Below are 23,381 nucleotides of genomic sequence, written 5' to 3' on the forward strand. Positions count from 1 at the left end.
AAAAATCAGTGAAATCACTTTAAAAATAAAGATTATGGAAGTTGCACAGGAAACATTAACCGCACCGGCCGCTAAGGAGGCAGTTGAATTATCAGGATCGCAGGCATTGCTGGATGCTTTGATCATTGAGGGTGTGGATACTATTTTTGGTTATCCGGGTGGCGCAATTATGCCCATTTATGATGCTTTGTATGATTATAAAGAAAAATTAAATCACATATTGGTTCGCCACGAGCAGGGCGGTATTCACGCTGGTCAGGGTTATGCCCGTACATCAGGCAAAGTGGGTGTGGTGTTTGCCACCAGCGGCCCGGGTGCCACTAACCTGGTTACCGGTTTAGCTGATGCGCAGATAGACAGTACGCCGCTGGTATGTATCACAGGCCAGGTGTTTGCCCACCTTTTAGGTACCGATGCTTTCCAGGAAACGGATGTGATTAATATTACCACCCCGGTTACCAAATGGAACTACCAGGTAACGGATGCAAACGAGATCCCCGAGGTTATTGCAAAAGCATTTTACATTGCGAAAAGCGGGCGCCCGGGCCCTGTGCTGATCGATATCACCAAAAACGCGCAGATCCAGAAATTTGACTATAAAGGTTATACCAAATGCGATCATATCCGCAGCTACAGGCCGAAACCTATTGTACGCCCCCAGTACATTAAAGAGGCGGCAGAGCTGATCAACTCAGCTAAAAAACCTTTCATTATTTGGGGACAGGGTGTAATATTAGGCAGTGCCGAGCAGGAGTTTAAAACTTTTGTTGAAAAGAGCGGGATCCCTGCAGCCTGGACCATATTGGGAGCAGGCGCTATCCCTACAGATCACCCGCAAAATGTGGGTATGCTGGGCATGCACGGCAACTACGGCCCCAACGTATTAACCAATGAGTGTGATGTGCTGATTGCTATAGGCATGCGCTTTGACGACCGTGTAACCGGCCGCCTTGATAAATATGCAAAACAGGCAAAAGTGATCCATTTGGATATTGACCCTGCCGAGATAGATAAGAATGTAAAATCAACCGTGCCGGTTTGGGGCGATTGTAAAGAGACGTTGCCGTTGCTTACCGCTTTGGTGGAGCAAAAGGAGCATACCGATTGGCTGAAGTTATTTAATGAATATACCCAAAAGGAATATGATGCGGTTATCCACGAAGAGCTGAATCCATCGACAGCAGAAATGACCATGGGCGAGGTAATTAAACAACTGAATCAGCTTACCAAAGGGGATGCCGTTATAGTTACCGACGTGGGCCAGCACCAAATGGTGGCCTGCCGTTACGCCAACCTTAACAAGAGCCGCAGCAACGTTACCAGCGGTGGTTTGGGCACCATGGGCTTTGCACTGCCTGCTGCTATAGGTGCCAAGTTTGGCGCACAGCAGCGCGATGTAATTGCCATTATTGGCGACGGGGGCTTCCAGATGACCTTGCAGGAACTGGGCACCATTATGCAAACCGGCGTTGAAGTGAAGATCATCATCCTGAATAACCGTTTCCTGGGCATGGTTCGCCAATGGCAGGAGTTATTTAACGAGCGCCGTTACTCATTTGTGGATATTCAAAGCCCTGATTTTGTTGCTGTGGCAGCCGCTTATGGTATAAAAGGTAAAATGATTGATGACCGCAAGGATTTACAGGCTGCTTTGAAAGAAATGATGGAGCACAAAGGTTCGTTCCTGTTAGAAGTAATGGTAACCAAAGAAAATAATGTGTTCCCGATGGTACCGCAGGGATGCAGTGTTAGCGAGATCAGGCTTAAATAATCGTAGCCTCACCCAACGCTCTCCAAAGGAGAGGGCTATAAAAAGAGCGAAGTTCAAGTCCTCTCCTTTGGAGAGGATTTAGGTGAGGCGAGAAGAGCCTCTTTAAAAAACAAAGACAATGAGTAACCAGGAAACAGATAAGCAGGAATTTAACATCACGGTTTACACAGAGAACCAGATTGGTTTGCTGAACCGGATTGCAATAATATTTACCCGCAGGAAGATCAATATTGATAGTTTGAATACTTCTCCATCAGAAATTGAGAGTATTCACCGGTTTAATATTGTGATCACCGAGTCGGAAGATGTGGTGCGCAAACTTTGCCGGCAGATTGAGAAGCAGGTGGAAGTTTTAAAAGTATATTATCACACCAATGAGGATGTAATATGGCAGGAAATGGCATTGTACAAGGTATCAACCGATGTGATTGCCGAAAAAGTTAGCGTTGAGCGCTTGCTGCGTGAGAACGGTGCCCGTGTGGTAACCCTTAGAAAGGACTATACCGTGTTTGAAACAACCGGCCACCGCGAAGAAACAGATAACCTGATCAGTATTTTGCAGCCTTACGGACTGATTGAGTTTGTGCGCAGCGCACGTGTAGCTATTATAAAAGATAGTGAAGGCTTTAACAGTAAATTACGTGATTTTGAAAGACTTGAACCCGGTGAGGATGTAATTGAAAACGAGTACTTAAACAAAGGGGAAAAAGTATTTTCAATGTAGGGGGAAAGATTTTAAAACCATCCGCCAATGACACAATGACCAACGACTAATCCATGTTAGAAGAAATAAGACAAAAATATCCATCGGCTTACAACGCTATAAAAGTAGCTACAGAAGCAAGCGGTTTTACCATGCCATCAGAAGTATTGACCTGTTCATTACTTAAAACACTGGCTGCGTCAAAACCGGGTGGGCGTTTTTTGGAACTGGGAACAGGCACGGGCTTGTCAACTACCTGGATATTGGATGGGATGGATGAAGCATCAACATTGATCTCGATAGACAATGATGAAACGCTGCTAAGCATCGCCAAAGAAAACCTTGGGGTTGATAAAAGGCTGAAACTGGTTTGTACCGATGGCGGCGAATGGATTAAGCAAAATGCCGGGCAGAAGTACAGCTTTATTTTTGCGGATACCTGGCCGGGCAAGTATTTACTGCTGGATGAAGTGCTGGATATGGTAGAAAAGGGGGGTATTTACATTATAGATGATATGCTGCCGCAGACAAATTGGCCAACAGGCCACGCTGAAAAGGCAACCGACCTGATCAGTTACCTGGATAGCCGTGAAGATCTTATTTTAACAAAAATGGGTTGGGCCACAGGGATAGTGATCATAACAAAAAAATGAAGACGCAAAACATTACGCGTTGCAGCAACAAATAGAACAAACTAATTAAACCAAATTATAAAATAAACAAGGCGCCGGTGCAATCAAAAAAAGATCGGTGCAATCATAAAAATCAAAAACGATGGCAAAATTAAATTTCGGCGGTACTGAAGAAAATGTAGTTACCCGCGAAGAGTTCCCTTTATCAAAGGCACAGGAAGTATTAAAAGATGAAGTTGTAGCAGTAATTGGTTATGGTGTTCAGGGTCCTGGCCAGGCGCTTAATCAAAAAGACAATGGCATTAATGTAATTGTTGGGCAGCGTAAAGGCACTAAAACATGGGATAAAGCTATCAGCGATGGCTTTGTACCCGGCGAAACACTTTTTGAAATTGAAGAAGCGCTTGAAAAAGGTACGGTAATTTGCTATTTATTAAGCGATGCTGCACAGATTGCACTATGGCCTACCGTTAAAAAACATTTAACCCCCGGCAAAGCTTTATATTTTTCACACGGCTTTGGCATCACTTTCAAAGATCAAACCGGTATAGTTCCCCCTGCTGATGTTGACGTATTTTTAGTAGCGCCAAAAGGATCAGGCACTTCATTACGCCGCATGTTTTTACAGGGACGCGGCTTAAATTCAAGCTATGCTATTTTCCAGGATGCTACCGGCAAGGCAAAAGACAGGGTTATTGCATTAGGTATTGCAGTAGGCAGCGGTTATTTGTTTGAAACCGACTTTAAAAAAGAAGTTTACAGTGATTTAACCGGCGAACGCGGAACATTAATGGGTTGTATCCAGGGTGTTTTTGCTGCACAATATGATGTTTTACGCAAAAACGGGCATTCACCATCTGAAGCATTTAACGAAACGGTTGAAGAGCTTACCCAATCACTAATGCCATTGGTTGCAGAAAATGGTATGGACTGGATGTACGCAAATTGTTCAACTACTGCTCAGCGAGGTGCGTTGGATTGGTGGAAAAAATTCCGCGATGCTACCAAACCGGTATTTGAGGAATTATACAAAAGCGTTGCAACAGGCGTGGAGTCACAAAAATCAATCGACTCAAACAGCAAGGATGACTACCGTGAAAAACTGGATGCTGAGCTGAAAGAACTACGCGAAAGCGAAATGTGGCAGGCTGGCAAAACTGTACGCAGTTTACGCCCTGAAAACCAGGTGGTAGAGGCATAAGCCCGGCCCCGGTTATAAAATAAAAAAACAGTTATAGCGATAGGTTTTTAGCCTGTCGCTATAATTGGTGTTTGGCAGGTAATAAAATAAGAAATAAATGAATTGTTGTTGCAGGCGGTCGTCTGATCTTCGGTAGCAACAAAAAAGTATATATGGGACTTAAGAAACACATACTGGTAATACCCGGAGACGGCATAGGTACAGAAGTTACAACCTGGGGAAAGGCTGTGCTGGAAAAAATTGCAAAGGATTTTGGCCATGAGTTTACGTTTGACGAGGCTTTGATGGGTCATGCAGCTATTGAGGCCACAGGAAGCCCGCTGCCTGACGAAACGCTGGCTAAAGCTAAAGCAAGTGATGCCATATTATTTGGCGCGATAGGCCATATCAAATACGATAATGATCCTACTGCGAAAGTGAGGCCGGAGCAGGGACTGTTAGCCATTCGTAAAGGACTGGGATTATATGCCAATCTTCGCCCGATAATGCTTTTTGATGAATTGCTGAACGCATCTAGTATCCGCCCGGAGATATTGAAGGGTACGGATATTTTGTTCTTCCGTGAGTTAACAGGTGACGTTTATTTCGGCGAGAAAAAGCGCAGCGCAGATAACAATACCGCGTCTGACCTGATGGTTTATAGCCGTTATGAAGTTGAACGTATTGCCGTAAAGGCGTATGAAGCTGCGCGGCTTCGCGGCAAAAGGTTATGTTCGGTTGATAAGGCAAACGTACTTGAAACTTCACGGCTTTGGCGCGAGGTGGTGCAGGAGGTAGCCAAACGTTACCCTGATGTTGAAACCGAGCACATGTTTGTTGATAATGCAGCCATGCAGCTGATAAAAAACCCTAAAAAGTTTGATGTGGTAGTAACCGCTAACCTTTTTGGTGATATTTTAACCGACGAGGCATCGCAGATTGCCGGGTCAATGGGAATGCTGGCATCGGCATCAATAGGAGATGGTACCGGCTTTTTTGAGCCTATCCACGGATCGGCACATGATATTGCCGGGCAGGATAAGGCAAACCCGATGGCGTCTATCCTTTCTGTAGCCCTGATGCTTGAAATTAGTTTCGGCTTGCAGGAAGAAGCGAAGCGGGTAACAAACGCCATTGATAAAGTGCTGAAAGCAGGTTACCGCACAGGCGACATTGCAGACAGCAGCACCGACAAAAGCAAAATATTAGGTACAACGGCTATGGGTCAAAAGATCCTGGAGTTGTTGTAAACCCATAAAGGGAAACCAAACCGGCGGGATCGCAAAAAATTAATCCGGCAGATTAATCCGGTGTAATACAAGGTAAAGATGAAATGGAACGCTGAATTATATGACGATAAACACGCCTTTGTGTTTCAATACGGAGAAAGTGTACTTGAATTATTGGATGTAAAACCGGGCGAACAAATTCTGGACCTTGGCTGCGGTACCGGGCCGCTTACCAAACAAATAAAAGAGTTGGGTGCCGAAGTTACCGGTATTGATGCTTCGGCCGAAATGATCGAAAAGGCGGCAAAAGAATTTCCGGATGTTGATTTTAAGGTTGCCGATGGCGCCAATTTTCATTTCAACCGGAAATTTGATGCTGTTTTTTCAAACGCAGCGCTGCATTGGATGCACGCGGCTGACGATGTGATAAAGTGTGTTTATGACAGCCTGGAAACCGGCGGGCGCTTTGTTGCCGAAATGGGCGGCAAGGGGAATATGGCGCATATGATTGCCGCAACACAACAGGTGCTTGAAAAGTATGGTTACCACCAGCTGGCGCAACGCAAGCTTTGGTATTTCCCATCGTTAAGTGAATATAGCAGCAAGCTGGAGGCCCGTGGTTTCAGGGTAACCTACGCTATTCATTTTGACAGGCCAACCCTGTTACAGGATGGCAGACTGGGCGTAACCAAATGGCTGAACATGTTCGGCGATACTTATTTTGAAGGAATTAAGGGTGATGAGCAGCAGCAGATTCTGTCAGAAATAACCGATTTGCTTGAACCGCATTACAACAAGGACGGGCAGTGGTTTTCTGACTATACGAGATTAAGATTTATAGCTGTAAAAGAATAAAGAATAAAACCGCATAGCCCGGATTTGATTAGCCGGGTTTAAGCGTTAAAATAAATAGATAAGCATTAACCGATGCCGGGCAGGAATTTCAACTCCGGGGGCCAGGCGTCAAAACATCTAAAGAATATGTTACACGATCCAAACCGCGTTTATGTTTTTGATACCACGCTTCGCGACGGCGAGCAGGTACCGGGCTGCCAGTTAACTACCCCCGAAAAAATTGAGATAGCCAGGGAGCTGGAGGCATTGGGCGTAGATATTATTGAGGCGGGTTTCCCCATCTCGAGTCCCGGCGATTTTCAGAGTGTTGTGGAGATCTCCAAAGCGGTATCACATCCCATAGTTTGTGCCTTAACCCGCGCAAATAAAGGCGATATTGATGCAGCCGTTGAATCGCTTCAATACGCCAAAAGGCCGAGGATCCATACAGGGATAGGCTCGTCTGACATGCACATCAAAACCAAATTTAACAGCACCCGCGAAGAGATCCTGGAACGCGCTGTTGAAGCCGTTAAATATGCCAAAAAATCGGTTGAGGATATTGAGTTTTATGCCGAGGATGCCGGCAGGGCGGATGTACATTACCTGGCGCAAATGGTTGAAGCCGTTATTGCTGCCGGTGCAACCGTGGTAAACATTCCGGACACCAACGGCTATTGCCTGCCAAACCAGTATGGCGATAAGATCCGTTTCCTGAAAGAGAACGTAAAAAATATTGATAAGGCCATCATCTCGGTACATTGCCATAACGATTTGGGATTGGCAACCGCTAACTCCATTGCGGGCCTGCAAAACGGGGCAAGGCAAATTGAAGGTACCATTAACGGGATAGGTGAACGAGCAGGCAATACGTCTATCGAGGAGGTCGTCATGATCCTGAAGACACACCAGCTTGGTTTACACACCAACATTAACGCCCGCAATTTTTACGAGATCAGCCAGCTGGTTCGTACACAAATGCGCATGCCGGTGCAGCCAAACAAGGCCATTGTAGGCAGCAATGCATTTGCACACAGCAGCGGCATTCACCAGGACGGTTTTTTAAAGAACCGCGAGAACTACGAGATCATCAGGCCTGAAGATGTAGGTTTCCCAAGTGCAACCATTGTGCTTACTGCCCGCAGCGGCAGGCATGCACTGAAACATCACCTGGAGCGCCTGGGTTATAACCTGGATAAAAACGAACTGGCCGAAGCGTATAAAAACTTCCTGACGCTGGCAGATAATAAACTGGATATTACCGATGAAGATTTAACAATGCTGGTTGCCGGGAGTAACATATCGGTCAATATTTTTCAAAAGTGAATAACAAATAAGCAATTATAAAAATGAGCAAGACATTATTTGATAAGGTTTGGGACACGCATGTTGTCCGCAAGATTGAAGGAGGTCCTGATGTTTTATTCATCGACCGCCACCTTATCCATGAAGTTACAAGCCCGGTAGCCTTTTTAGGATTAAAGACCAGGGGAATAAGCGTTTTATATCCTGACCGTACATTTGCTACGGCAGATCATAACACGCCTACTATAAACCAGCATTTACCGGTAGCCGATCCGCTTTCTGCAAACCAGCTGGATGCGCTTGAATCAAATTCAAAAGAATATGGCATCAGCTATTGGGGATTAGGTCACCAAAAAAATGGCATTGTTCACGTTGTTGGCCCGGAATACGGAATTACCCAGCCGGGTGCAACCATTGTTTGCGGCGATTCACATACCTCAACACATGGCGCTTTTGGTGCCATTGCCTTTGGGATAGGAACGTCGGAAGTGGAGATGGTGTTGGCTAACCAGTGCATTATGCAGCCCAAGCCTAAAAAAATGCGCATTAACGTTAATGGCAAACTGGGAGTTGGTGTAACGCCTAAGGATGTTGCCTTGTTCATTATTTCAAAACTGACCACATCAGGCGCTACAGGTTACTTTGTAGAGTACGCCGGCGATGTGTTTGAAAACATGAGCATGGAGGGTCGCATGACGGTTTGTAACTTAAGTATTGAGATGGGTGCCCGCGGCGGTATGATCGCTCCGGATGAAACCACCATCAACTATGTTAAAGGCCGCGAGTTTAGCCCAAAAGGCGAAGCCTGGGACAAAGCATTGGCTTATTACAAAACACTGAAAACAGACGCCGATGCTGTTTTTGATAAAGAATTAACGTTTGATGGCTCGGCTATTGAACCCATGATAACTTACGGTACCAACCCGGGAATGGGCATGGGGATTTCGCATGATATCCCTGATGCTGCACAGGTGGAAGGCGGTGCCGCAACCTATGAGAAATCATTAAACTACATGGGCTTTCATGAAGGCGACTCAATGATTGGCAAACCAGTTGATTTCGTGTTTGTGGGCAGCTGTACCAATGGACGGATTGAAGATTTCCGCGCATTTACCTCGCTTGTAAAAGGCAGGCACAAAGCTGATAATGTTACCGCATGGCTGGTACCCGGCTCGCATATTGTAGAGTCGCAGATAAAGGAAGAAGGCTTGCTGGATATTTTAACCGAAGCAGGTTTCTCATTACGCCAGCCGGGCTGTTCAGCTTGTTTGGCTATGAATGACGATAAAGTTCCGGCTGGTAAATATGCGGTAAGCACCTCAAACAGGAACTTTGAAGGCCGCCAGGGACCGGGTGCGCGTACCATGCTGGCAAGTCCGCTGGTTGCTGCCGCCGCCGCTGTTACCGGTGTGGTTACTGACCCGAGAACATTAATTGAAGAATTGGTTTAGTGTTAGTGATCAGAGGCTGGAGATCAGAGATTAGGAAAAAATAGTCATCGGCGAAATCATTCAAATCGCTGACATCAAAAAACAAAAACAATGGCTTACGATAAATTTGAGATATTAAGAAGCACTGCGGTTCCGCTTCCGATAGAAAATATAGATACTGACCAGATCATCCCGGCCCGCTTTTTAAAAGCTACGGAAAGGGTTGGATTTGGTGATAACCTTTTCCGCGATTGGCGGTATAATGCTGACAATACCCCGAAAGCGGATTTTGTACTGAACAACCCTGTTTACAGTGGTAAAATATTGGTTGGCGGTAAAAACTTTGGTTCAGGCTCATCAAGGGAGCACGCCGCATGGGCCGTGTATGATTATGGTTTCAGGTGCGTGGTATCCAGCTTTTTTGCAGATATCTTCAGGAACAACTGCCTTAATGTTGGCGTATTGCCGGTGCAGGTTAGCCCGGAGTTTGCTGAAAAGATCTTTGCTGCAATTCATGCTGATCCTGAAACAGAGCTGGAGGTTAACCTGTCTGCGCAAACCATTACGCTGCTTAAAACCGGCGAAAAGGAAGCGTTTGATATTAGTCCATACAAAAAAGACAATATGCTGAACGGCTTTGACGATATTGATTACCTGCAAAGCATTAAAGGCGAAATAGAAGAGTTTGCTGCAAATCTGCCGCTTTAATTTTTATCTCACCCCAACCCTTCTCCAGCGGAGAGGGATTTACAAAAAGCAAAGCTTAAGTCCTCTCCTTTGGAGGGGATTTAGGTGAGGCTACAACCACCACCCCAATATAACCCGGAAAATGGAACGAAGGAAAATAGAGATTATGGACACCACGCTTCGCGATGGCGAGCAAACTTCTGGTGTGTCATTTTCCATTTCAGAGAAACTGACCATAACACAATTATTGTTAGAGGAACTCCATGTTGACCGGGTTGAGATTGCCTCGGCCCGCGTATCAGACGGCGAGTTCAATGCCGTTAAAAGTATTTTGGTTTGGGCCGAAGAAAACGGCTATGCCGACCGCATTGAGGTGTTGTCGTTTGTTGACAATGGCATTTCAATAGATTGGATGGCAAATTCGGGCGTTAAGGTTCAAAACCTGTTAACCAAAGGCTCGTTAAACCATTTAACCCATCAGCTTAAAAAAACACCCGAACAGCACTTTGCCGAAATAAAGCATGTTATTGAACTGGCGCAAAGCAAAGGGATAGCCACCAATGTTTACCTGGAAGACTGGAGCAACGGCATGCGCAATTCGCCGGAGTATGTTTACCAGTACCTGGATTTTATTACCAAGCAGCCTGTCAAAAGGATCTTATTGCCAGACACGCTGGGGATTTTAACGCCTTCGGAAACCGCTAAGTTTTTAACAGAACTGGTAGGACGTTACCCCGGTGTGCATTTTGATTTTCACGCCCATAATGATTATGACCTGGGCACAGCCAACGTACTGGAGGCTGTAAAAGCAGGCGTAAGCGGCTTGCATTTAACTGTAAACGGCATGGGCGAAAGAGCAGGGAATGCTGCCATGGCCAGCGCTGTTGCTGTAATTAATGATTTTGCACCTGAGGTTGAAATAGCGATAAAAGAATCGTCGATATATACGGTAAGTAAGCTGGTTGAAACATTCTCGGGCGTAAGGATCCCATCTAACAAGCCAATTGTTGGCGATAACGTGTTTACGCAAACCGCCGGCATCCATGCTGACGGGGATAATAAGAACAATTTATATTTTAACGATCTGTTGCCTGAGCGCTTCGGCCGCAAAAGGGAATATGCCCTCGGAAAAACATCGGGCAAAGCCAATATTGAAAAGAACCTGCAGGAGTTAGGGTTAAAACTAAATGACGCCGACCTGAAAAAAGTTACCCAGCGGGTTATTGAGCTGGGCGACAAAAAAGAAACTGTTACCAAAGAAGATTTGCCGTACATTATTTCGGATGTGCTGGACAGCAGCCTTTATGAAGAAAAGGTAGTGGTGGAATCGTACGTGTTAATGCACGCTATGGGGTTAAGGCCATCGGCTACTATCTCGGTAAAAATCGACGGCGAGAAATTTGAGGAGAATGCACAGGGCGACGGCCAGTTCGATGCATTTATGAATGCTTTGGCAAGGGTTTACGATAAAAAGAAAAGAAGCTTGCCGAAACTGATAGACTATGCCGTGCGCATTGCGCCGGGCAGCAGCTCTGATGCATTGTGCGAAACCATTATAACCTGGCAAACTGATCAAAAGAAATTTATAACCCGGGGGCTCGACTCCGACCAGACGGTTTGCGCTATAAAGGCAACACAAAAAATGCTGAACATCATTTAAGGGATAATAACAGGAATTGATAAAAGGAAAAGGAAACTGCCCGGAATAATATGGCCGATGTTAAATTAGATTTTGTTGCTGCCGCGCAGCGCTTAAAGCAGGTGGTGAAACATACGCCGCTTGAATATAATGCGGGTTTATCAGAAGCCTACGACTGTAAATTGTACCTGAAACGCGAAGACCTGCAAATTGTACGCTCGTACAAACTGCGGGGCGCTTACAACATGATCAGCCAGCTTACCGCTGAGGAACTTGGTCGCGGTGTAGTTTGCGCCAGTGCGGGTAACCATGCCCAGGGCGTAGCTTTTTCGTGTGATAAACTGAATACCAGGGGCGTAATTTTTATGCCCGAAATAACCCCCAAACAAAAAGTCAGGCAAACAGAGATGTTTGGTAATGGCAAAATAAAAATAGTTTTGGTTGGCGATACTTTTGATGATTGCCTGGTAGAAGCTTTGGCATACACCCGGGCGCACCAGATGACATTTATCCCGCCGTTTGATAATTACAGCGTTATTGAAGGCCAGGGCACGGTTGGTGTAGAGATCATGGAAGACCTGCCCGGTACCGAAGTAGTGATTATGCCTATTGGCGGCGGCGGACTGGCTGCCGGAGCAGGAAGTTATTTAAAGCAACAAAACCCCGGTATTTTATTGATAGGTGTTGAGCCGGAAGGCGCACCAAGCATGCTCAAAGCGTTTGAACACGGCGGCCCGGTGAGTTTGCCGGATATTAACCGTTTTGTTGACGGGGCAGCTGTAAAAACAGTTGGTAAGCTCACTTTTGAGCTTTGCCGCGGGGTGCTGGACGACATGCTGACCGTGCCCGAAGGCAAGGTATGTACCACCATATTAAAACTATACAACGAGGATGCTATTGTTGTGGAGCCGGCAGGTGCCTTATCTGTAGCGGTGCTGGATGCCTGCAGGGATAAAATAAAGGGCAAAACGGTGGTGTGTGTGGTGAGCGGCGGTAATAACGACATTGAACGCATGCAGGAGATCAAGGAGAAATCGCTGCTGTACGAGGGCTTGAAGCACTACTTTATTGTTAAATTTCCGCAAAGGCCGGGTGCCCTTAAGCTATTTGTAAACCATGTGCTTGGCCCTGGCGATGATATTACACGCTTTGAATTTATCAAAAAAACATCTAAAGAAAGCGGTCCTGCACTGGTAGGTATCGAACTTAAAGATGCGGCTGATTATCCCGCGCTGCTTAAGCGGATGGAAGAAAACCGTTTTGAAGTAGTAGAGCTTAACAAAGACCAAACTTTGTTTGAGTTTTTAGTGTAAGTGTATCGCCTGTATCACGTGTATTGTCGCGGTGAAACGATACAATGATACAGCGATACAAAGACTGTTCTCCATTCCCGATGTATTGCCTGTATCATAACCTTAGTAAGGATACACTGATACAGCAAACATTTAAAGCAATATAAGAATTGATAATGTCAGTATAATTTAACGATGGTTTTTATACTATTATAACCTATACTATTCTATATAAATTATATAACTATTTATATATTAAGTATTTATATTATACTATTCCTCCCTTGATGGTGTCGTCACTATAGGTATCAGTAAGAATCAAAATATGATAAATTAACCCTTTGTCATTCTGAACGCAGTGAAGGATCTTATCCAACTGATAAGTCGCCGCTATACTTGTCCTGCGCTCATGTCTTGTGTAGAAGATCCTTTGCTCTCGCTCAGGATGACAAATTAATATCTTCCTAACACCAACAAAGGCATAAAAAACTGTACTGTATCGTTGTAATGTCCGATACAACGATACAGACAATACAGGCGATACAGTGTCTTATACTGAAAAAATAGGAAGATCTGGTTATTCCGGTAATGGCATATTATTTCACAAATACTTTTGCCACCAGCCCGAAACATACGGCTTTACTTCGGTAGGTGTGCCCGGTTCAGGAACAAACAGTTGGATCTGTTTTTCTTTGGCGTAGTTAAGCAGGCGCTCAATGGGTTCGTACCAGGCATGTGGTGCCAGGTTAAACGTTCCCCAATGGATCGGCATCATTAATTTGCCTTTTAAAGCCAGGTGCGCGTTAGATGCATTATCCGGACCCATGTGAATGTCGGCCCAGTTTTTTCCATAGGCGCCAATCTCCAGCATCGTTAAATCGAACGGGCCAAAAGCATCGCCAATTTCTTTAAAGCCTGGGAACCAGCCTGAATCGGCACCGAAAAATATATTATGCTTAGGGCCTTTAATTACAAATGACGACCATAAGGTTTCGTTGCGGCCAACGATGCCGCGCCCGCTAAAATGCCGGGATGGTGTAGCGATAATATTGCAGTCGCCAATCATTACACTGTCGCCCCAATCCACCTCGTTAATAAAATTTCTTTCGATCCCCCATTTTTCAATGTGCTGGCCAACACCCAGCGAGCAAATAAAAGGAATGGTTTGGTTAGAAAAATACTTTATGGTGTTTTTGTCCAGGTGATCATAATGGTCATGAGACAGGATGATAGCATCCAATGGCGGCAGCTCATCAAGGGTTATGGGCGGCTGAAAAAACCTTTTGGGCCCGAAAAATGAACTAAAAGATACCCTGTCGCTCCACACCGGGTCGGTAAGGATGCGTTTGCCGTCAATTTCAATCAGTAAGCTGGAATGCCCTATCAGTGTGATCCTTAAACCGGTGGCAGGCGGGGCAACTAATATGGACAGATCAGTTTTAAAAGGGCCCAATTGCTGTTTGGGCGTGTTTTCGGCTTTGTTGGTATAATATTCTTTTAATATGGGGATCATTTTGCCAAACCCAGCCTCGTCGGTAGGTATCGGATTTAAAAACTTTCTCCCCTTTTTGCTCGCGCCTGATAAACTCATAAATCGGTGTGAAATTATGCCTTAAATATACTAAAGGGCAATTTGTAACTATTAGTTATGCTGAATTGTTACATTCCGCTGATGGGGATAACAAGTGTTTTCACGTTAAGTTTCGCAACGTTAATTATCGCATCGCCCGGCTAAGTAAAGTAGTTACTTATTAAAAAAGGCAATTGTTTGCCGGCAAAACTCCAGCAGATGTGCCGGCAAGGTTTGCTCCATATAAGGGTGTGTAGCCCCAAATACATGATCGGCTCCTGTGATCACCGAATACCCGGCATGAGCTTGTGCTTTACTTAATTCTTCGGCATGGCTTAGCGGTACAGAGGTATCGGCATCGCCATGAACAATAAGCCAGGGCTGCTTAATTTTTGCAGCGTGGGCAAGAATATCCAGCCGCGCCGGGTTTTTAGCAAGGTCATCAAGCAACCCTACTTTTAACGGCATTTGCTGGCCGGTACGTTTGTTTAACATGTAAGTGATGCCGGTTAAACGCCATTGCTCCTCAATGTTTTTGGGCCACAGATCGCTAAAGCCCGAAATAGAGGCCATGGTAACCAGCTTTTTTATGCGGGGGTCTTCAGCCGTTTTTATAATACTTATGCCGCCGCCCATGCTGTGCCCTATCAGGTAAACGCCATTAGCCGCGGCAATTCCTGATCCGCCGCAGGCAAAATCAACCACCGCCTTCAAATCTTCCAGCTCAATTGAAAAGGTATTATCAGCAAAGGCTATCAGGTCTGCAAAATCGTTAGGCTGATCGGCAGTGGTGCCATTGTGCGAAAAGTTGAATTTTAGAAACCTGAAACCATGTTCGGCAAAGTGATTGGCAACCAGGTTGTGTGTGCCCCAGTCTTTAAACCCTTTAAAACCATGGGCAAAAATTACCAGCGGCGCATTTGTGGCCGATGTTTTATAAGTTAGATCCATCAGCATACCGCGGCCTTTGGCACCGGGAATGTTGAAGTTTTGTTTTTTGATCATAGTGATATCAAAGATATGATATTGGATGATTAATGTTTATCATCTATTTCCCCTTCCCTCTTTACGCGCAGCGAAGAGAGGGAGGTCCAGCGAAGCGTCGACCGGGTGAGTAAAACCTGCGAGCGATATTAACGCAAATGCATGACGGGCTGACTCACCCCAGCATTGCTTCGCTCGCTGACCCTCTCTTTGCTTCGCAGAAAGAGGGGAAAGGTAACATTTTGCACATCATTCCTTCGCATACCACCAGGCCCATAATATTAATAAAGGCTGAAAAACCAGCAACCTGATCCAGGCAATCAGCGGTGTTACATACAGGCTGCCCAACTGGAAAGGCGCATGTAAAACCATATCAATATGCACCGGCAAAAAGGCAACCAGCATTAAAATTATGCCCCAGGCGGCCCAAAACCGGGTTACTTTAAATATGAGCATTATGCCAAATAATATTTCAAAAAAACCGGCAAGAATGTTCATTAGTTTCGGTAGCGGGATGTAGGGCGGAATGATGTGTATATAGCTGTCAGGCGCCCTGAAATGGTTGGCTCCCGCGGCCAAATACCCTGTTACCAGGATAACCAGGCTGATTTTTTTTAGTGATGTCATAGATTATGTACGTTTTTATAGGTAAAATCGATTTAAATGTCAAAAGAACACCCTTTATTTATAAACATTCTAAATGCAACTGTATGACAAAGGATTGACACTGCATCCTGTTAATCCTGTTACTTTTGTTGGGTTCAAATTTAATATAGCTTTGAAGTATCTAAAGGTAATCGCTTTTACGCATAAACAGATCGAGTTGAAGGAGTTGGGTAAATTGGTGATTTGCCAGGAAAATCTGACCGATAAGCTGCAAAAGGTAAAAACAGAATTTGGGATTAACGAAATCTTTTACCTGTCAACCTGTAACAGGGTTGAATTTGTTATGCTTACTGCACATACTGTTGACAAGACTTTCGCCAAACAGTTTATGGATGCCATTGATATGGGGCTATGCCCGGTATCAACCGGTACTTTTTTAGATTCGGCAGCTATTTATGAAGACCGGGAAGCGCTTGAACACCTGTTGCGCACCTCATGCTCGCTGGAAAGTATGATTGTGGGCGAAAAAGAGATCCTGGCCCAGCTCCGCAAGGCTTATGAAAATTGCAAAGATGCCGGCCTTACCGGCGACGGTTTGCGCATGTTCATGAACTGCATTGTAAAAACGGCAAAAGAAGTTTATACCAATACCAATATTTCAAAAAATCCTATTTCGGTAGTATCGCTGGCTTACCGTAAACTGCGCGACCTTAAGCTTTGCACCAACGCACGCATCCTGATCATTGGCGCAGGCGAAACCAACCGTAATATTTCAAAATACCTGCAAAAGCATAAGTTTTCAAATTTCTCGGTATTTAACCGCACCGTTGAAAATGCCGCTAAGCTGGCTGCCGATTTGGGCGGAGAGGCATTTAACCTTGAAGCTTTAAAAACTTTTAACAAAGGCTTTGATGCCATTATAACCTGCACGTCATCAACCGAGCCTATTATTACGCCGGAAATATATGCAGGCTTGTTAAACGGCGAAACCGGGCGCAAAACCATTGTTGATCTGGCCGTTCCAAACGATACCCATTCAGACGTGCTTGAGCAGTTCCCGGTAAACTTTATTGAAGTGTATTCATTAAACGAAGTTGCCAAGAAGAACCTGCAGGAACGTTACGAAGAACTTACCTACGCCGAAGAAATTATAAATAAAAACATAGCCGACTTTTTACTGGAGCTTAAGCAACGCCGCATAGAGGTTGCCATGCGCCAGGTTCCCGAAAAAATAAAGGAGATCCGTAACACAGCCATTAACAGTGTTTTTGCCGAAGAAGTGCAGGGCATGGATCAGCAAAGCCGCGAGATTTTGGAAAAGGTGATCAACTACATGGAGAAAAAATATATCAGCGTGCCTATGATAATGGCCAAAGATATCCTGATCAACAATAACTAAGCAAATCAACTAAAGAATAACCATCCTAAAGTCCGCCTCCCGCGAGTGCGTTTAGGCTGGGTTAAATGTTAAAGGGGTTCTTAACGCAAACACATCGCGCCGCCCGGCTATCTTAATCTGCCTGCAATCCTTAATGCTTATTGTCATTTCCTTAAAATCCACCCGGGAAAGTGTTAAAAAAATATCATTCTGATAAAAAACACGCAATATGCCTTGTATTTTATAAATGAATAGCCACATCGGGTAAACAAATAATAAAAATTATTTTTTTAAACAGATTATGGCTCCGGCGGTTCTATATTTAAACAATTGTTTGCTTAAATTGAGCCAATAAATCCCTTATGCGAGTTTTTCACCTAAGTGCCGAGTGCTACCCGGTTGCCAAAGTTGGCGGCCTGGCTGATGTTGTAGGCGCATTACCTAAATACCAAAACCAGGCCGGCTTGAAGGCGGCTGTGGTAATGCCTTATTACGACCGGAAATTTGTGCAGGAGAACGAGTTTGACACCGTTTTTCAAAGCTCAACCTTATTAGGTACCCGCCGTTTATATTTTGAAATATTAAAAGAAAAAACGGACAAGCTTGGCTTCGAATTGTTTTTAGTTAAGATTCCTGGGCTGATAGACCGCGTAGAAATTTACAGTTACCCGGACGAAACGGAGCAGTTTATTGCCTTCCAGTTAGCGTTCTTAGACTGGATCAGCTATTCGCAGCAATCGCCGGACCTGATCCATTGCCATGATCACCATTCAGGGCTGGTACCGTTTTTGCTGCAGCACTCCAAACTATATACCCGGCTTGCAGCAACACCAACGGTATTTACCATACACAACGGGCAATATCACGGCGCTTTTGGCTGGGATAAACTGTCGTACCTGCCGGAAATAGACCTGTCAAAAACAGGCTTGCTTGATTGGGCGGGCGGCATTAATCCGCTGGCATGTGCAGTTAAATGCTGCTGGCGATATACCACTGTTTCACCAACCTACCTGGAGGAGCTCACTATCAACTCAAACGGGCTGGAATATTTGTTTTATTTGGAAAAGGCAAAAGGGGTTGGCATAATTAACGGGATAGATACAGCCATTTGGGACCCTAAAACAGACCCGATGATTGCTGAAAAGTTCTCCATAAAACTATTACCAAAAGGCAAACAGGGAAATAAAGAGGCCTTGTGCACTCGCTTTAACCTTGACCCAACAAAGCCGCTGATAGCCTTTATTGGCCGTTTGGTGATTGAAAAAGGTGCCGACCTGTTGGCTACCGCCATGGAGGAAAGCTTTAACGAGCATCCCGGGCAGTTTAATTTTTTATTGTTAGGTGCCGGTGATAAGGAAACAGAAAGGGAACTGATACAACTCAGGGATTTTTACCCGGAGCAATGTGCTGCATTTATAGGATATGATGAAAGCCTTGCACATTTGGTGTATGCCGGTGCTGATTTTTTACTGATGCCATCGCGGGTTGAACCTTGCGGGCTTAACCAGCTATATTCCTTAAGATACGGAACGATGCCAATGGTGCGTACAACCGGCGGTTTAAAAGATACCGTGATTGATTTTGGCGATGAAGGCGGTTATGGCATCCGTTACAATAATGCCAGTATCGAAGATATTTGCAATGCTGTGAGCCGTGCGCTGGTGCTCTATAATGACGAAAAGCAGTTGCTGGCCTTACGCAAGTTGATGATGGCGCTTGATTTCTCGTGGGACCGCTCGTCCAAAGAATATATTACCCTTTATGAAAGTTTAAAACCAACTATATGACCTCTAAAGTAATTTCCATTGTTCTGGGCGGTGGCCAGGGCAGCCGGTTGGCACCCTTAACCACAACACGTTCAAAACCCGCAGTACCAATTGCCGGCAAATACCGGTTGGTTGATATTCCCATCTCAAACTGCCTGCACTCAGGTATTCACAGAATTTATGTGTTAACGCAGTTTAACTCGGCATCGTTAAACAAGCACATCAAAAACACGTACCACTTCAGCAACTTTAGCGAGGCATTTGTTGATATCCTGGCTGCAGAACAAACCCCAACCAATGTTGGCTGGTATCAGGGCACTGCTGATGCAGTACGGCAAAGCTTACACCACCTGGCTGTACATGATTTTGAATATGTGCTCATCCTGTCGGGCGACCAGTTGTACCAAATGGATTTTGCGCACATGATTGAGCAGCACATTGCGGCCAATGCCGATATTTCTATAGCAACCATACCCGTGCATGCAAATGATGTACCGGGCTTTGGAATTTTAAAGACCGATGCCGAGAGCCTGATCACATCATTTATAGAAAAACCAAAAACCAATTTTGAAAGCTGGGCATCAGATGTGAGCCCGCAGATGGCGGCTGAAGGCAGGGTTTACCTGGCATCAATGGGGATCTATATTTTCAATAAAAAACTTTTATATGAGTTGCTGGAAGGTAATGACCATACTGATTTCGGTAAGGAGATCATCCCGCAATCCATAATAAACCATAAGGTGTTAAGCTACCAGTATGAAGGTTACTGGACTGATATTGGTACCATCCCATCATTTTTTGAGGCAAACATTGGTTTAACTGATGATATTCCGAAGTTTAACCTGTTCGACAAGCACCCGATCTATACCCGGGCACGCATGTTGCCGCCGTCTAAAATGTCGGGCACGCACGTTGACAAAGTTATTATTGCCGATGGTTGTATTATCAATGCCAGCCAGCTAACCCGCGCTTTAATTGGTATCCGTTCGCGAATTGGATTTGAAACCATTATTGAAAACTGTTATATGATGGGTAGCGATAATTACCAAACCCTTGAGCAGATAGCGGAATTGCATGAAAGCCAGTCGCCGGTGATGGGTATTGGTGACAGGTGCCACATAAAAAATGCGATTATTGACAAAAACGCCAGTATCGGCGATGATGTGCAGATCAACTGCGGTGAGCCGCTTGAAAATGGCGACTACGGCGCATACGTTGTTCAGGATGGCATCGTAATAGTTAAGAAAAGGGCCGTAATTCCAAACGGAACTATTATATAAAATGAAGTACTGAGTCTGGTAAATACAGATGAAAGGGGTAGTTAGGAGAGCGTTACGAAGACAAAAAACTTCGTAACGCTTTTTTATGTGCAAGCGGCATAAATGTAATTACAGGATTTCTTCCCCGGCGCTTATTCATGAATAATTACTTACAACCGGTCTTGTTTTGTAACAGTAAAATTTATTCGGCGGAAGTAAATTTCAAACAAACGGGGTTTCCTATTTCAGTCATCCCCTGTATAAGCGCCAATTTACCGGTCTCTTTGTTTAATTTGTAAATGAAAATGCTGTCGCTGTCCTGGTTTGCCACCAACAGGAAATTACCGTTAGGGTCTATCGCAAAGTCGCGGGGATTTTTCCCAAAGGTAGATACCTGGTCAACCTGTGTCAGTTCGCCGGTTTCTTCATTTACAGCAAATCCGGTAATGGTATTGGTTTCTAAGCGGTTTGATGCATAAAGAAACTTTCCGTCGGGCGTAAGGTGTACGGCAGCGCCAGCGGTTTGTCCCTTAAAGCCGGGAATTAAAAACGAGACCTTTTGCTTTTGTTTTAGTTTCCCGTTATCATAGTCATAAACATACACGTTTGATCCCATCTCAGTGATCAGGTAAACATGTTTTTTATCGTTTGAAAATACCAGGTGGCGCGGTCCATCTCCGGGCGTTACCGTAACATAAGCCGGCTTAGCGTCGGTAAGCGGGTTTGCTTTTCCGGGCTTATAGCGGGTTATGTGCAGCTTATCGGTTCCAAGGTCAGTGTATAAAACATATTTTTCATCAGGCGATAGCACCGCGGTGTGTACGTGAGCGGCTTCCTGCCTGTCTTTATTAACACTATGCCCGTCATCATGCAAGGTTTGGATGCCGTTTGCCAATGATCCGTCTTTGTTGATGGGCAGCACTGCAATTGAGCCGCTGCTGTAGTTAGCTACGAATGCATTTTTCTGATCCTTATCTACAGAAATATAGCAGGGATCGGCACCTAATGACGATTGTTTGTTGATAAACTCAAGCTTACCTAATTTTGCATTAAATTTAAATGCACTTACTTCACCCTTTTTTCCATCCTCATTAACTGCATATACAAATTTATTATTGTCAGACACGGTTAGGTACGAAGGGTTACTAACGCCATCAATTTGATTTAAATATTCCAGTTTGCCTTTTTCTGCATAAAAGCGGTATACGTAAATACCTTTGCTTTTGCCTTTGGTGTAAGTGCCTATCAGCAGGTCATAAGTTGAGGGAGGTCCGGCCTTCTTTTTTTGCGCATAAATAAGCACCGGAAATAACAGTGAAATTAATATCAGGAATTTTCTCATTGCAGGATAAATTTGGTTATCAGCCTGCAAGATAGTAATTAGTGATAAGAGGTTGGAGATTAGAGATTAGTTTTTTTAGTCTGGAGATCTGAAAAGTCCCGGAAGACGAAAAGCCCCTGCAAAATCTGCAAAGGCTTTCCTTTATAATATAGACAGGAACTAATCTCCGGTCTCTAATCTCTAATTCACTGAATTAAGTGCTTCAACTGGATAACTTCCTTTTCCTCTAAAAATCTCCAGCGTCCGCGCGGAAGATCCTTTTTGGTAAGGTTGGCATATACGGCTCTATCCAGTTTTACCACTTCGTAGCCTAAATGTTCAAATATACGGCGTACAATACGATTTTTGCCGCTGTGAATCTGGATGCCGATCTCTCTTTTTGAACCACCTGCGACGTATGATATAGAATCAGGTTTTATCGCCCCATCTTCAAGTTCAAGCCCGAAGCCAATTTTATTCATATCGCCTTGTGTTAAGCTTTTGTTCAGCTCAACCTGGTACAACTTGGTGATGCTGTTACGCGGGTGTGAAAGTTTGTCGGCAAGATCACCGTCGTTGGTCATTAAAAGCAAACCTGTAGTGTTCCTGTCAAGGCGGCCAACCGGGTAGATGCGTTCTTTGCTGGCTTTTTCAACCAGGTGCATTACGGTACGGCGCTCCTGCGGATCTTCAGTAGTAGTTATATAATCTTTCGGCTTATTTAACAATACATAAACCATTTTCTCGCGCTTAAGCAATTCGCCGTTATAGCGGATCTCATCCTTCATCGGATCAACCTTATGCCCAAGTTCATTTATTACTGTTCCGTTAACAGAAACCACGCCTGCGGCTATCAGTTCGTCAGCCTTGCGGCGTGAGCAGATACCTGCATTTGAAATGTAACGGTTCAGTCTTATCAAGCCGGTATCTTTACTTTCAGGGCCCTTTTTGCGGCCGCGCATAGTTCTTTCCGGAGCGTCGCGGTCTTTTGTTATTTTATCGTATGTGGGTTTTGAGCGTTGCGGCCTGTCGGTATCATTTGGCCTGTCGCTCGCTGGTCTTTTAAACCCGGTTCCTGAAGAAGGCCTGCCCGCAAACTTGCTGTCTCCGCCAAAGCTTCTTTTCGGTTTATCATCAGCGTTAAATGAACCGCCTGATGATTTTGCGCGCGGTGCAAAAGGTTTTTTGTCTCCTGTTCTTTCGCCACCGAAGCTTCTTTTAGGCCGGTCATCGGCGTTAAATGAACCTGGTGACGATTTGCTGCGCGATGCAAAAGGTTTTTTATCACCTGTTCTTTCGCCGCCAAAGCTTTTTCCTGGTCGTGGATCATTGTCAGCCACTCTGCCGGTATATGGCCTGCTTTTTGGTGCAAACGCTCTTTTTTCGCCGGATGACTCACCATCTGATGGCCGTCCGCTGTATGGCCTGCTTTTTCCGGTAAATGCTTTCTTCTCGCCCGGGCCGCCGCTAAAACTGCTTGCCGGTTTGTCGAAACTGCTTTTGCTGCCCGATGATGAAAAAGATCTTTTTTCGCCGGGTGCTTCGCTGTTATATTTTTTTGATGGTCGGGAACTTTTGGGTTGATCAGAACCTGGTGTAGAATTTCCTCTTGATGAGGTTGATCTTTTTGGCCTGTCACCGGCCTTTGAAGCCTTGTTTGATGATCTGCCGGATTTGTCGTCGCGACTGTTCCCTGGTCTGTTGAATGCCATATTTTTTTTGTTTGCGCTTTCGCAGCGTGAGGGTCAAAGTTACGGTTTTTTGGGTGATTTTTATAATTTTTTTATCATCAACA

At 44.9% G+C, this 23,381-nt stretch carries 19 protein-coding genes; 14 read left to right on the forward strand and 5 right to left on the reverse strand.

What is annotated here, in order from left to right:
* The first annotated feature begins 34 nt into the window (after positions 1-34).
* The 11 genes from ilvB to ilvA all read left to right on the forward strand — a co-directional run bounded on the left by ilvB (position 35) and on the right by ilvA (position 12,723).
* Positions 35-1,771 (forward strand): biosynthetic-type acetolactate synthase large subunit, encoded by a 1,737-nt coding sequence (gene ilvB / locus MuYL_RS03860; protein WP_094569274.1) that lies wholly within the window; start codon positions 35-37, stop codon positions 1,769-1,771.
* Between the two features lie 118 nt (positions 1,772-1,889).
* A complete protein-coding gene (ilvN, locus tag MuYL_RS03865) occupies positions 1,890-2,495 on the forward strand; it encodes an acetolactate synthase small subunit (protein ID WP_094569275.1) in 606 nt (201 codons plus the stop codon).
* 53 nt (positions 2,496-2,548) lie between these two features.
* A complete protein-coding gene (locus MuYL_RS03870; protein ID WP_094569276.1) occupies positions 2,549-3,127 on the forward strand; it encodes an O-methyltransferase in 579 nt (192 codons plus the stop codon).
* A 121-nt stretch (positions 3,128-3,248) separates the two neighbouring features.
* Positions 3,249-4,307 (forward strand): ketol-acid reductoisomerase, encoded by a 1,059-nt coding sequence (gene ilvC / locus MuYL_RS03875; protein ID WP_094569277.1) that lies wholly within the window; start codon positions 3,249-3,251, stop codon positions 4,305-4,307.
* Positions 4,308-4,459: 152 nt separating this feature from the next.
* Positions 4,460-5,536, forward strand: coding sequence for a 3-isopropylmalate dehydrogenase (gene leuB, locus MuYL_RS03880; protein ID WP_094569278.1), 1,077 nt, complete (start codon positions 4,460-4,462; stop codon positions 5,534-5,536).
* Between the two features lie 78 nt (positions 5,537-5,614).
* Complete coding sequence (locus tag MuYL_RS03885) at positions 5,615-6,370, forward strand: class I SAM-dependent methyltransferase (RefSeq protein WP_094569279.1); 756 nt, start codon at positions 5,615-5,617, stop codon at positions 6,368-6,370.
* A gap of 126 nt (positions 6,371-6,496) precedes the next feature.
* Positions 6,497-7,675 (forward strand): 2-isopropylmalate synthase, encoded by a 1,179-nt coding sequence (locus tag MuYL_RS03890; protein ID WP_094572843.1) that lies wholly within the window; start codon positions 6,497-6,499, stop codon positions 7,673-7,675.
* A gap of 23 nt (positions 7,676-7,698) precedes the next feature.
* A complete protein-coding gene (leuC, locus tag MuYL_RS03895; RefSeq protein WP_094569280.1) occupies positions 7,699-9,105 on the forward strand; it encodes a 3-isopropylmalate dehydratase large subunit in 1,407 nt (468 codons plus the stop codon).
* Between the two features lie 90 nt (positions 9,106-9,195).
* Positions 9,196-9,792, forward strand: coding sequence for a 3-isopropylmalate dehydratase small subunit (gene leuD, locus MuYL_RS03900; protein WP_094569281.1), 597 nt, complete (start codon positions 9,196-9,198; stop codon positions 9,790-9,792).
* Positions 9,793-9,913: 121 nt separating this feature from the next.
* Positions 9,914-11,431 carry an alpha-isopropylmalate synthase regulatory domain-containing protein gene (locus tag MuYL_RS03905; protein ID WP_094569282.1) on the forward strand — a complete coding sequence of 506 codons (1,518 nt, stop codon included), beginning with the start codon at positions 9,914-9,916 and terminating at the stop codon, positions 11,429-11,431.
* Between the two features lie 50 nt (positions 11,432-11,481).
* Positions 11,482-12,723, forward strand: a complete 1,242-nt coding sequence (ilvA, locus tag MuYL_RS03910; RefSeq protein WP_094569283.1) for a threonine ammonia-lyase IlvA — start codon at positions 11,482-11,484, stop codon at positions 12,721-12,723.
* A gap of 580 nt (positions 12,724-13,303) precedes the next feature.
* On the opposite strand, the gene MuYL_RS03915 is transcribed toward ilvA, so the two are convergent.
* The 3 genes from MuYL_RS03915 to MuYL_RS03925 form a co-directional block, all read right to left on the reverse strand.
* Positions 13,304-14,293 (reverse strand): MBL fold metallo-hydrolase, encoded by a 990-nt coding sequence (locus MuYL_RS03915; protein WP_094569284.1) that lies wholly within the window; start codon positions 14,291-14,293, stop codon positions 13,304-13,306.
* Between the two features lie 153 nt (positions 14,294-14,446).
* Entirely contained in the window at positions 14,447-15,277 is an 831-nt protein-coding gene (locus MuYL_RS03920) for an alpha/beta hydrolase family protein (protein ID WP_094569285.1), read from the reverse strand.
* Positions 15,278-15,505: 228 nt separating this feature from the next.
* A complete protein-coding gene (locus MuYL_RS03925) occupies positions 15,506-15,883 on the reverse strand; it encodes a DoxX family protein (RefSeq protein WP_094569286.1) in 378 nt (125 codons plus the stop codon).
* A gap of 151 nt (positions 15,884-16,034) precedes the next feature.
* Between MuYL_RS03925 and hemA the strand changes: the two genes are divergently transcribed.
* From hemA to MuYL_RS03945, 3 genes are all read left to right on the forward strand, one after another.
* Complete coding sequence (gene hemA / locus MuYL_RS03930) at positions 16,035-17,261, forward strand: glutamyl-tRNA reductase (RefSeq protein ID WP_094572844.1); 1,227 nt, start codon at positions 16,035-16,037, stop codon at positions 17,259-17,261.
* Between the two features lie 341 nt (positions 17,262-17,602).
* Positions 17,603-19,027 (forward strand): glycogen synthase, encoded by a 1,425-nt coding sequence (locus MuYL_RS03940; protein ID WP_094569288.1) that lies wholly within the window; start codon positions 17,603-17,605, stop codon positions 19,025-19,027.
* Positions 19,024-20,286 (forward strand): glucose-1-phosphate adenylyltransferase, encoded by a 1,263-nt coding sequence (locus MuYL_RS03945; protein ID WP_094569289.1) that lies wholly within the window; start codon positions 19,024-19,026, stop codon positions 20,284-20,286. Before MuYL_RS03940 ends, MuYL_RS03945 begins: the two co-directional genes overlap by 4 nt.
* A 181-nt stretch (positions 20,287-20,467) precedes the next feature.
* Here the strand turns inward: MuYL_RS03945 and MuYL_RS03950 are convergent, their stop codons facing one another.
* Both MuYL_RS03950 and MuYL_RS03955 read right to left on the reverse strand, forming a co-directional pair.
* A complete protein-coding gene (locus MuYL_RS03950; RefSeq protein WP_094572845.1) occupies positions 20,468-21,607 on the reverse strand; it encodes a lactonase family protein in 1,140 nt (379 codons plus the stop codon).
* Between the two features lie 185 nt (positions 21,608-21,792).
* Positions 21,793-23,298 (reverse strand): pseudouridine synthase, encoded by a 1,506-nt coding sequence (locus MuYL_RS03955; protein WP_094569290.1) that lies wholly within the window; start codon positions 23,296-23,298, stop codon positions 21,793-21,795.
* Positions 23,299-23,381: the final 83 nt, after the last annotated feature.

The sequence above is a fragment of the Mucilaginibacter xinganensis genome (genome assembly GCF_002257585.1).
In the GTDB taxonomy this organism is placed as follows: Bacteria; Bacteroidota; Bacteroidia; order Sphingobacteriales; family Sphingobacteriaceae; genus Mucilaginibacter; species Mucilaginibacter xinganensis.

Bases quoted from the DNA above. Each gene is read 5' to 3' on its own strand.
- MuYL_RS03905 (WP_094569282.1), top strand. From the start codon at position 9,914: ATGGAACGAAGGAAAATAGAGATTATGGACACCACGCTTCGCGATGGC.
- MuYL_RS03925 (WP_094569286.1), bottom strand. From the start codon at position 15,883: ATGACATCACTAAAAAAAATCAGCCTGGTTATCCTGGTAACAGGGTAT.
- MuYL_RS03920 (WP_094569285.1), bottom strand. From the start codon at position 15,277: ATGATCAAAAAACAAAACTTCAACATTCCCGGTGCCAAAGGCCGCGGT.
- MuYL_RS03885 (WP_094569279.1), top strand. From the start codon at position 5,615: ATGAAATGGAACGCTGAATTATATGACGATAAACACGCCTTTGTGTTT.
- ilvB (WP_094569274.1), top strand. From the start codon at position 35: ATGGAAGTTGCACAGGAAACATTAACCGCACCGGCCGCTAAGGAGGCA.
- MuYL_RS03950 (WP_094572845.1), bottom strand. From the start codon at position 21,607: ATGAGAAAATTCCTGATATTAATTTCACTGTTATTTCCGGTGCTTATT.
- MuYL_RS03945 (WP_094569289.1), top strand. From the start codon at position 19,024: ATGACCTCTAAAGTAATTTCCATTGTTCTGGGCGGTGGCCAGGGCAGC.
- MuYL_RS03890 (WP_094572843.1), top strand. From the start codon at position 6,497: ATGTTACACGATCCAAACCGCGTTTATGTTTTTGATACCACGCTTCGC.
- MuYL_RS03940 (WP_094569288.1), top strand. From the start codon at position 17,603: ATGCGAGTTTTTCACCTAAGTGCCGAGTGCTACCCGGTTGCCAAAGTT.
- MuYL_RS03915 (WP_094569284.1), bottom strand. From the start codon at position 14,293: ATGAGTTTATCAGGCGCGAGCAAAAAGGGGAGAAAGTTTTTAAATCCG.
- MuYL_RS03870 (WP_094569276.1), top strand. From the start codon at position 2,549: ATGTTAGAAGAAATAAGACAAAAATATCCATCGGCTTACAACGCTATA.
- leuB (WP_094569278.1), top strand. From the start codon at position 4,460: ATGGGACTTAAGAAACACATACTGGTAATACCCGGAGACGGCATAGGT.
- leuD (WP_094569281.1), top strand. From the start codon at position 9,196: ATGGCTTACGATAAATTTGAGATATTAAGAAGCACTGCGGTTCCGCTT.
- ilvN (WP_094569275.1), top strand. From the start codon at position 1,890: ATGAGTAACCAGGAAACAGATAAGCAGGAATTTAACATCACGGTTTAC.
- leuC (WP_094569280.1), top strand. From the start codon at position 7,699: ATGAGCAAGACATTATTTGATAAGGTTTGGGACACGCATGTTGTCCGC.
- ilvC (WP_094569277.1), top strand. From the start codon at position 3,249: ATGGCAAAATTAAATTTCGGCGGTACTGAAGAAAATGTAGTTACCCGC.
- MuYL_RS03955 (WP_094569290.1), bottom strand. From the start codon at position 23,298: ATGGCATTCAACAGACCAGGGAACAGTCGCGACGACAAATCCGGCAGA.
- ilvA (WP_094569283.1), top strand. From the start codon at position 11,482: ATGGCCGATGTTAAATTAGATTTTGTTGCTGCCGCGCAGCGCTTAAAG.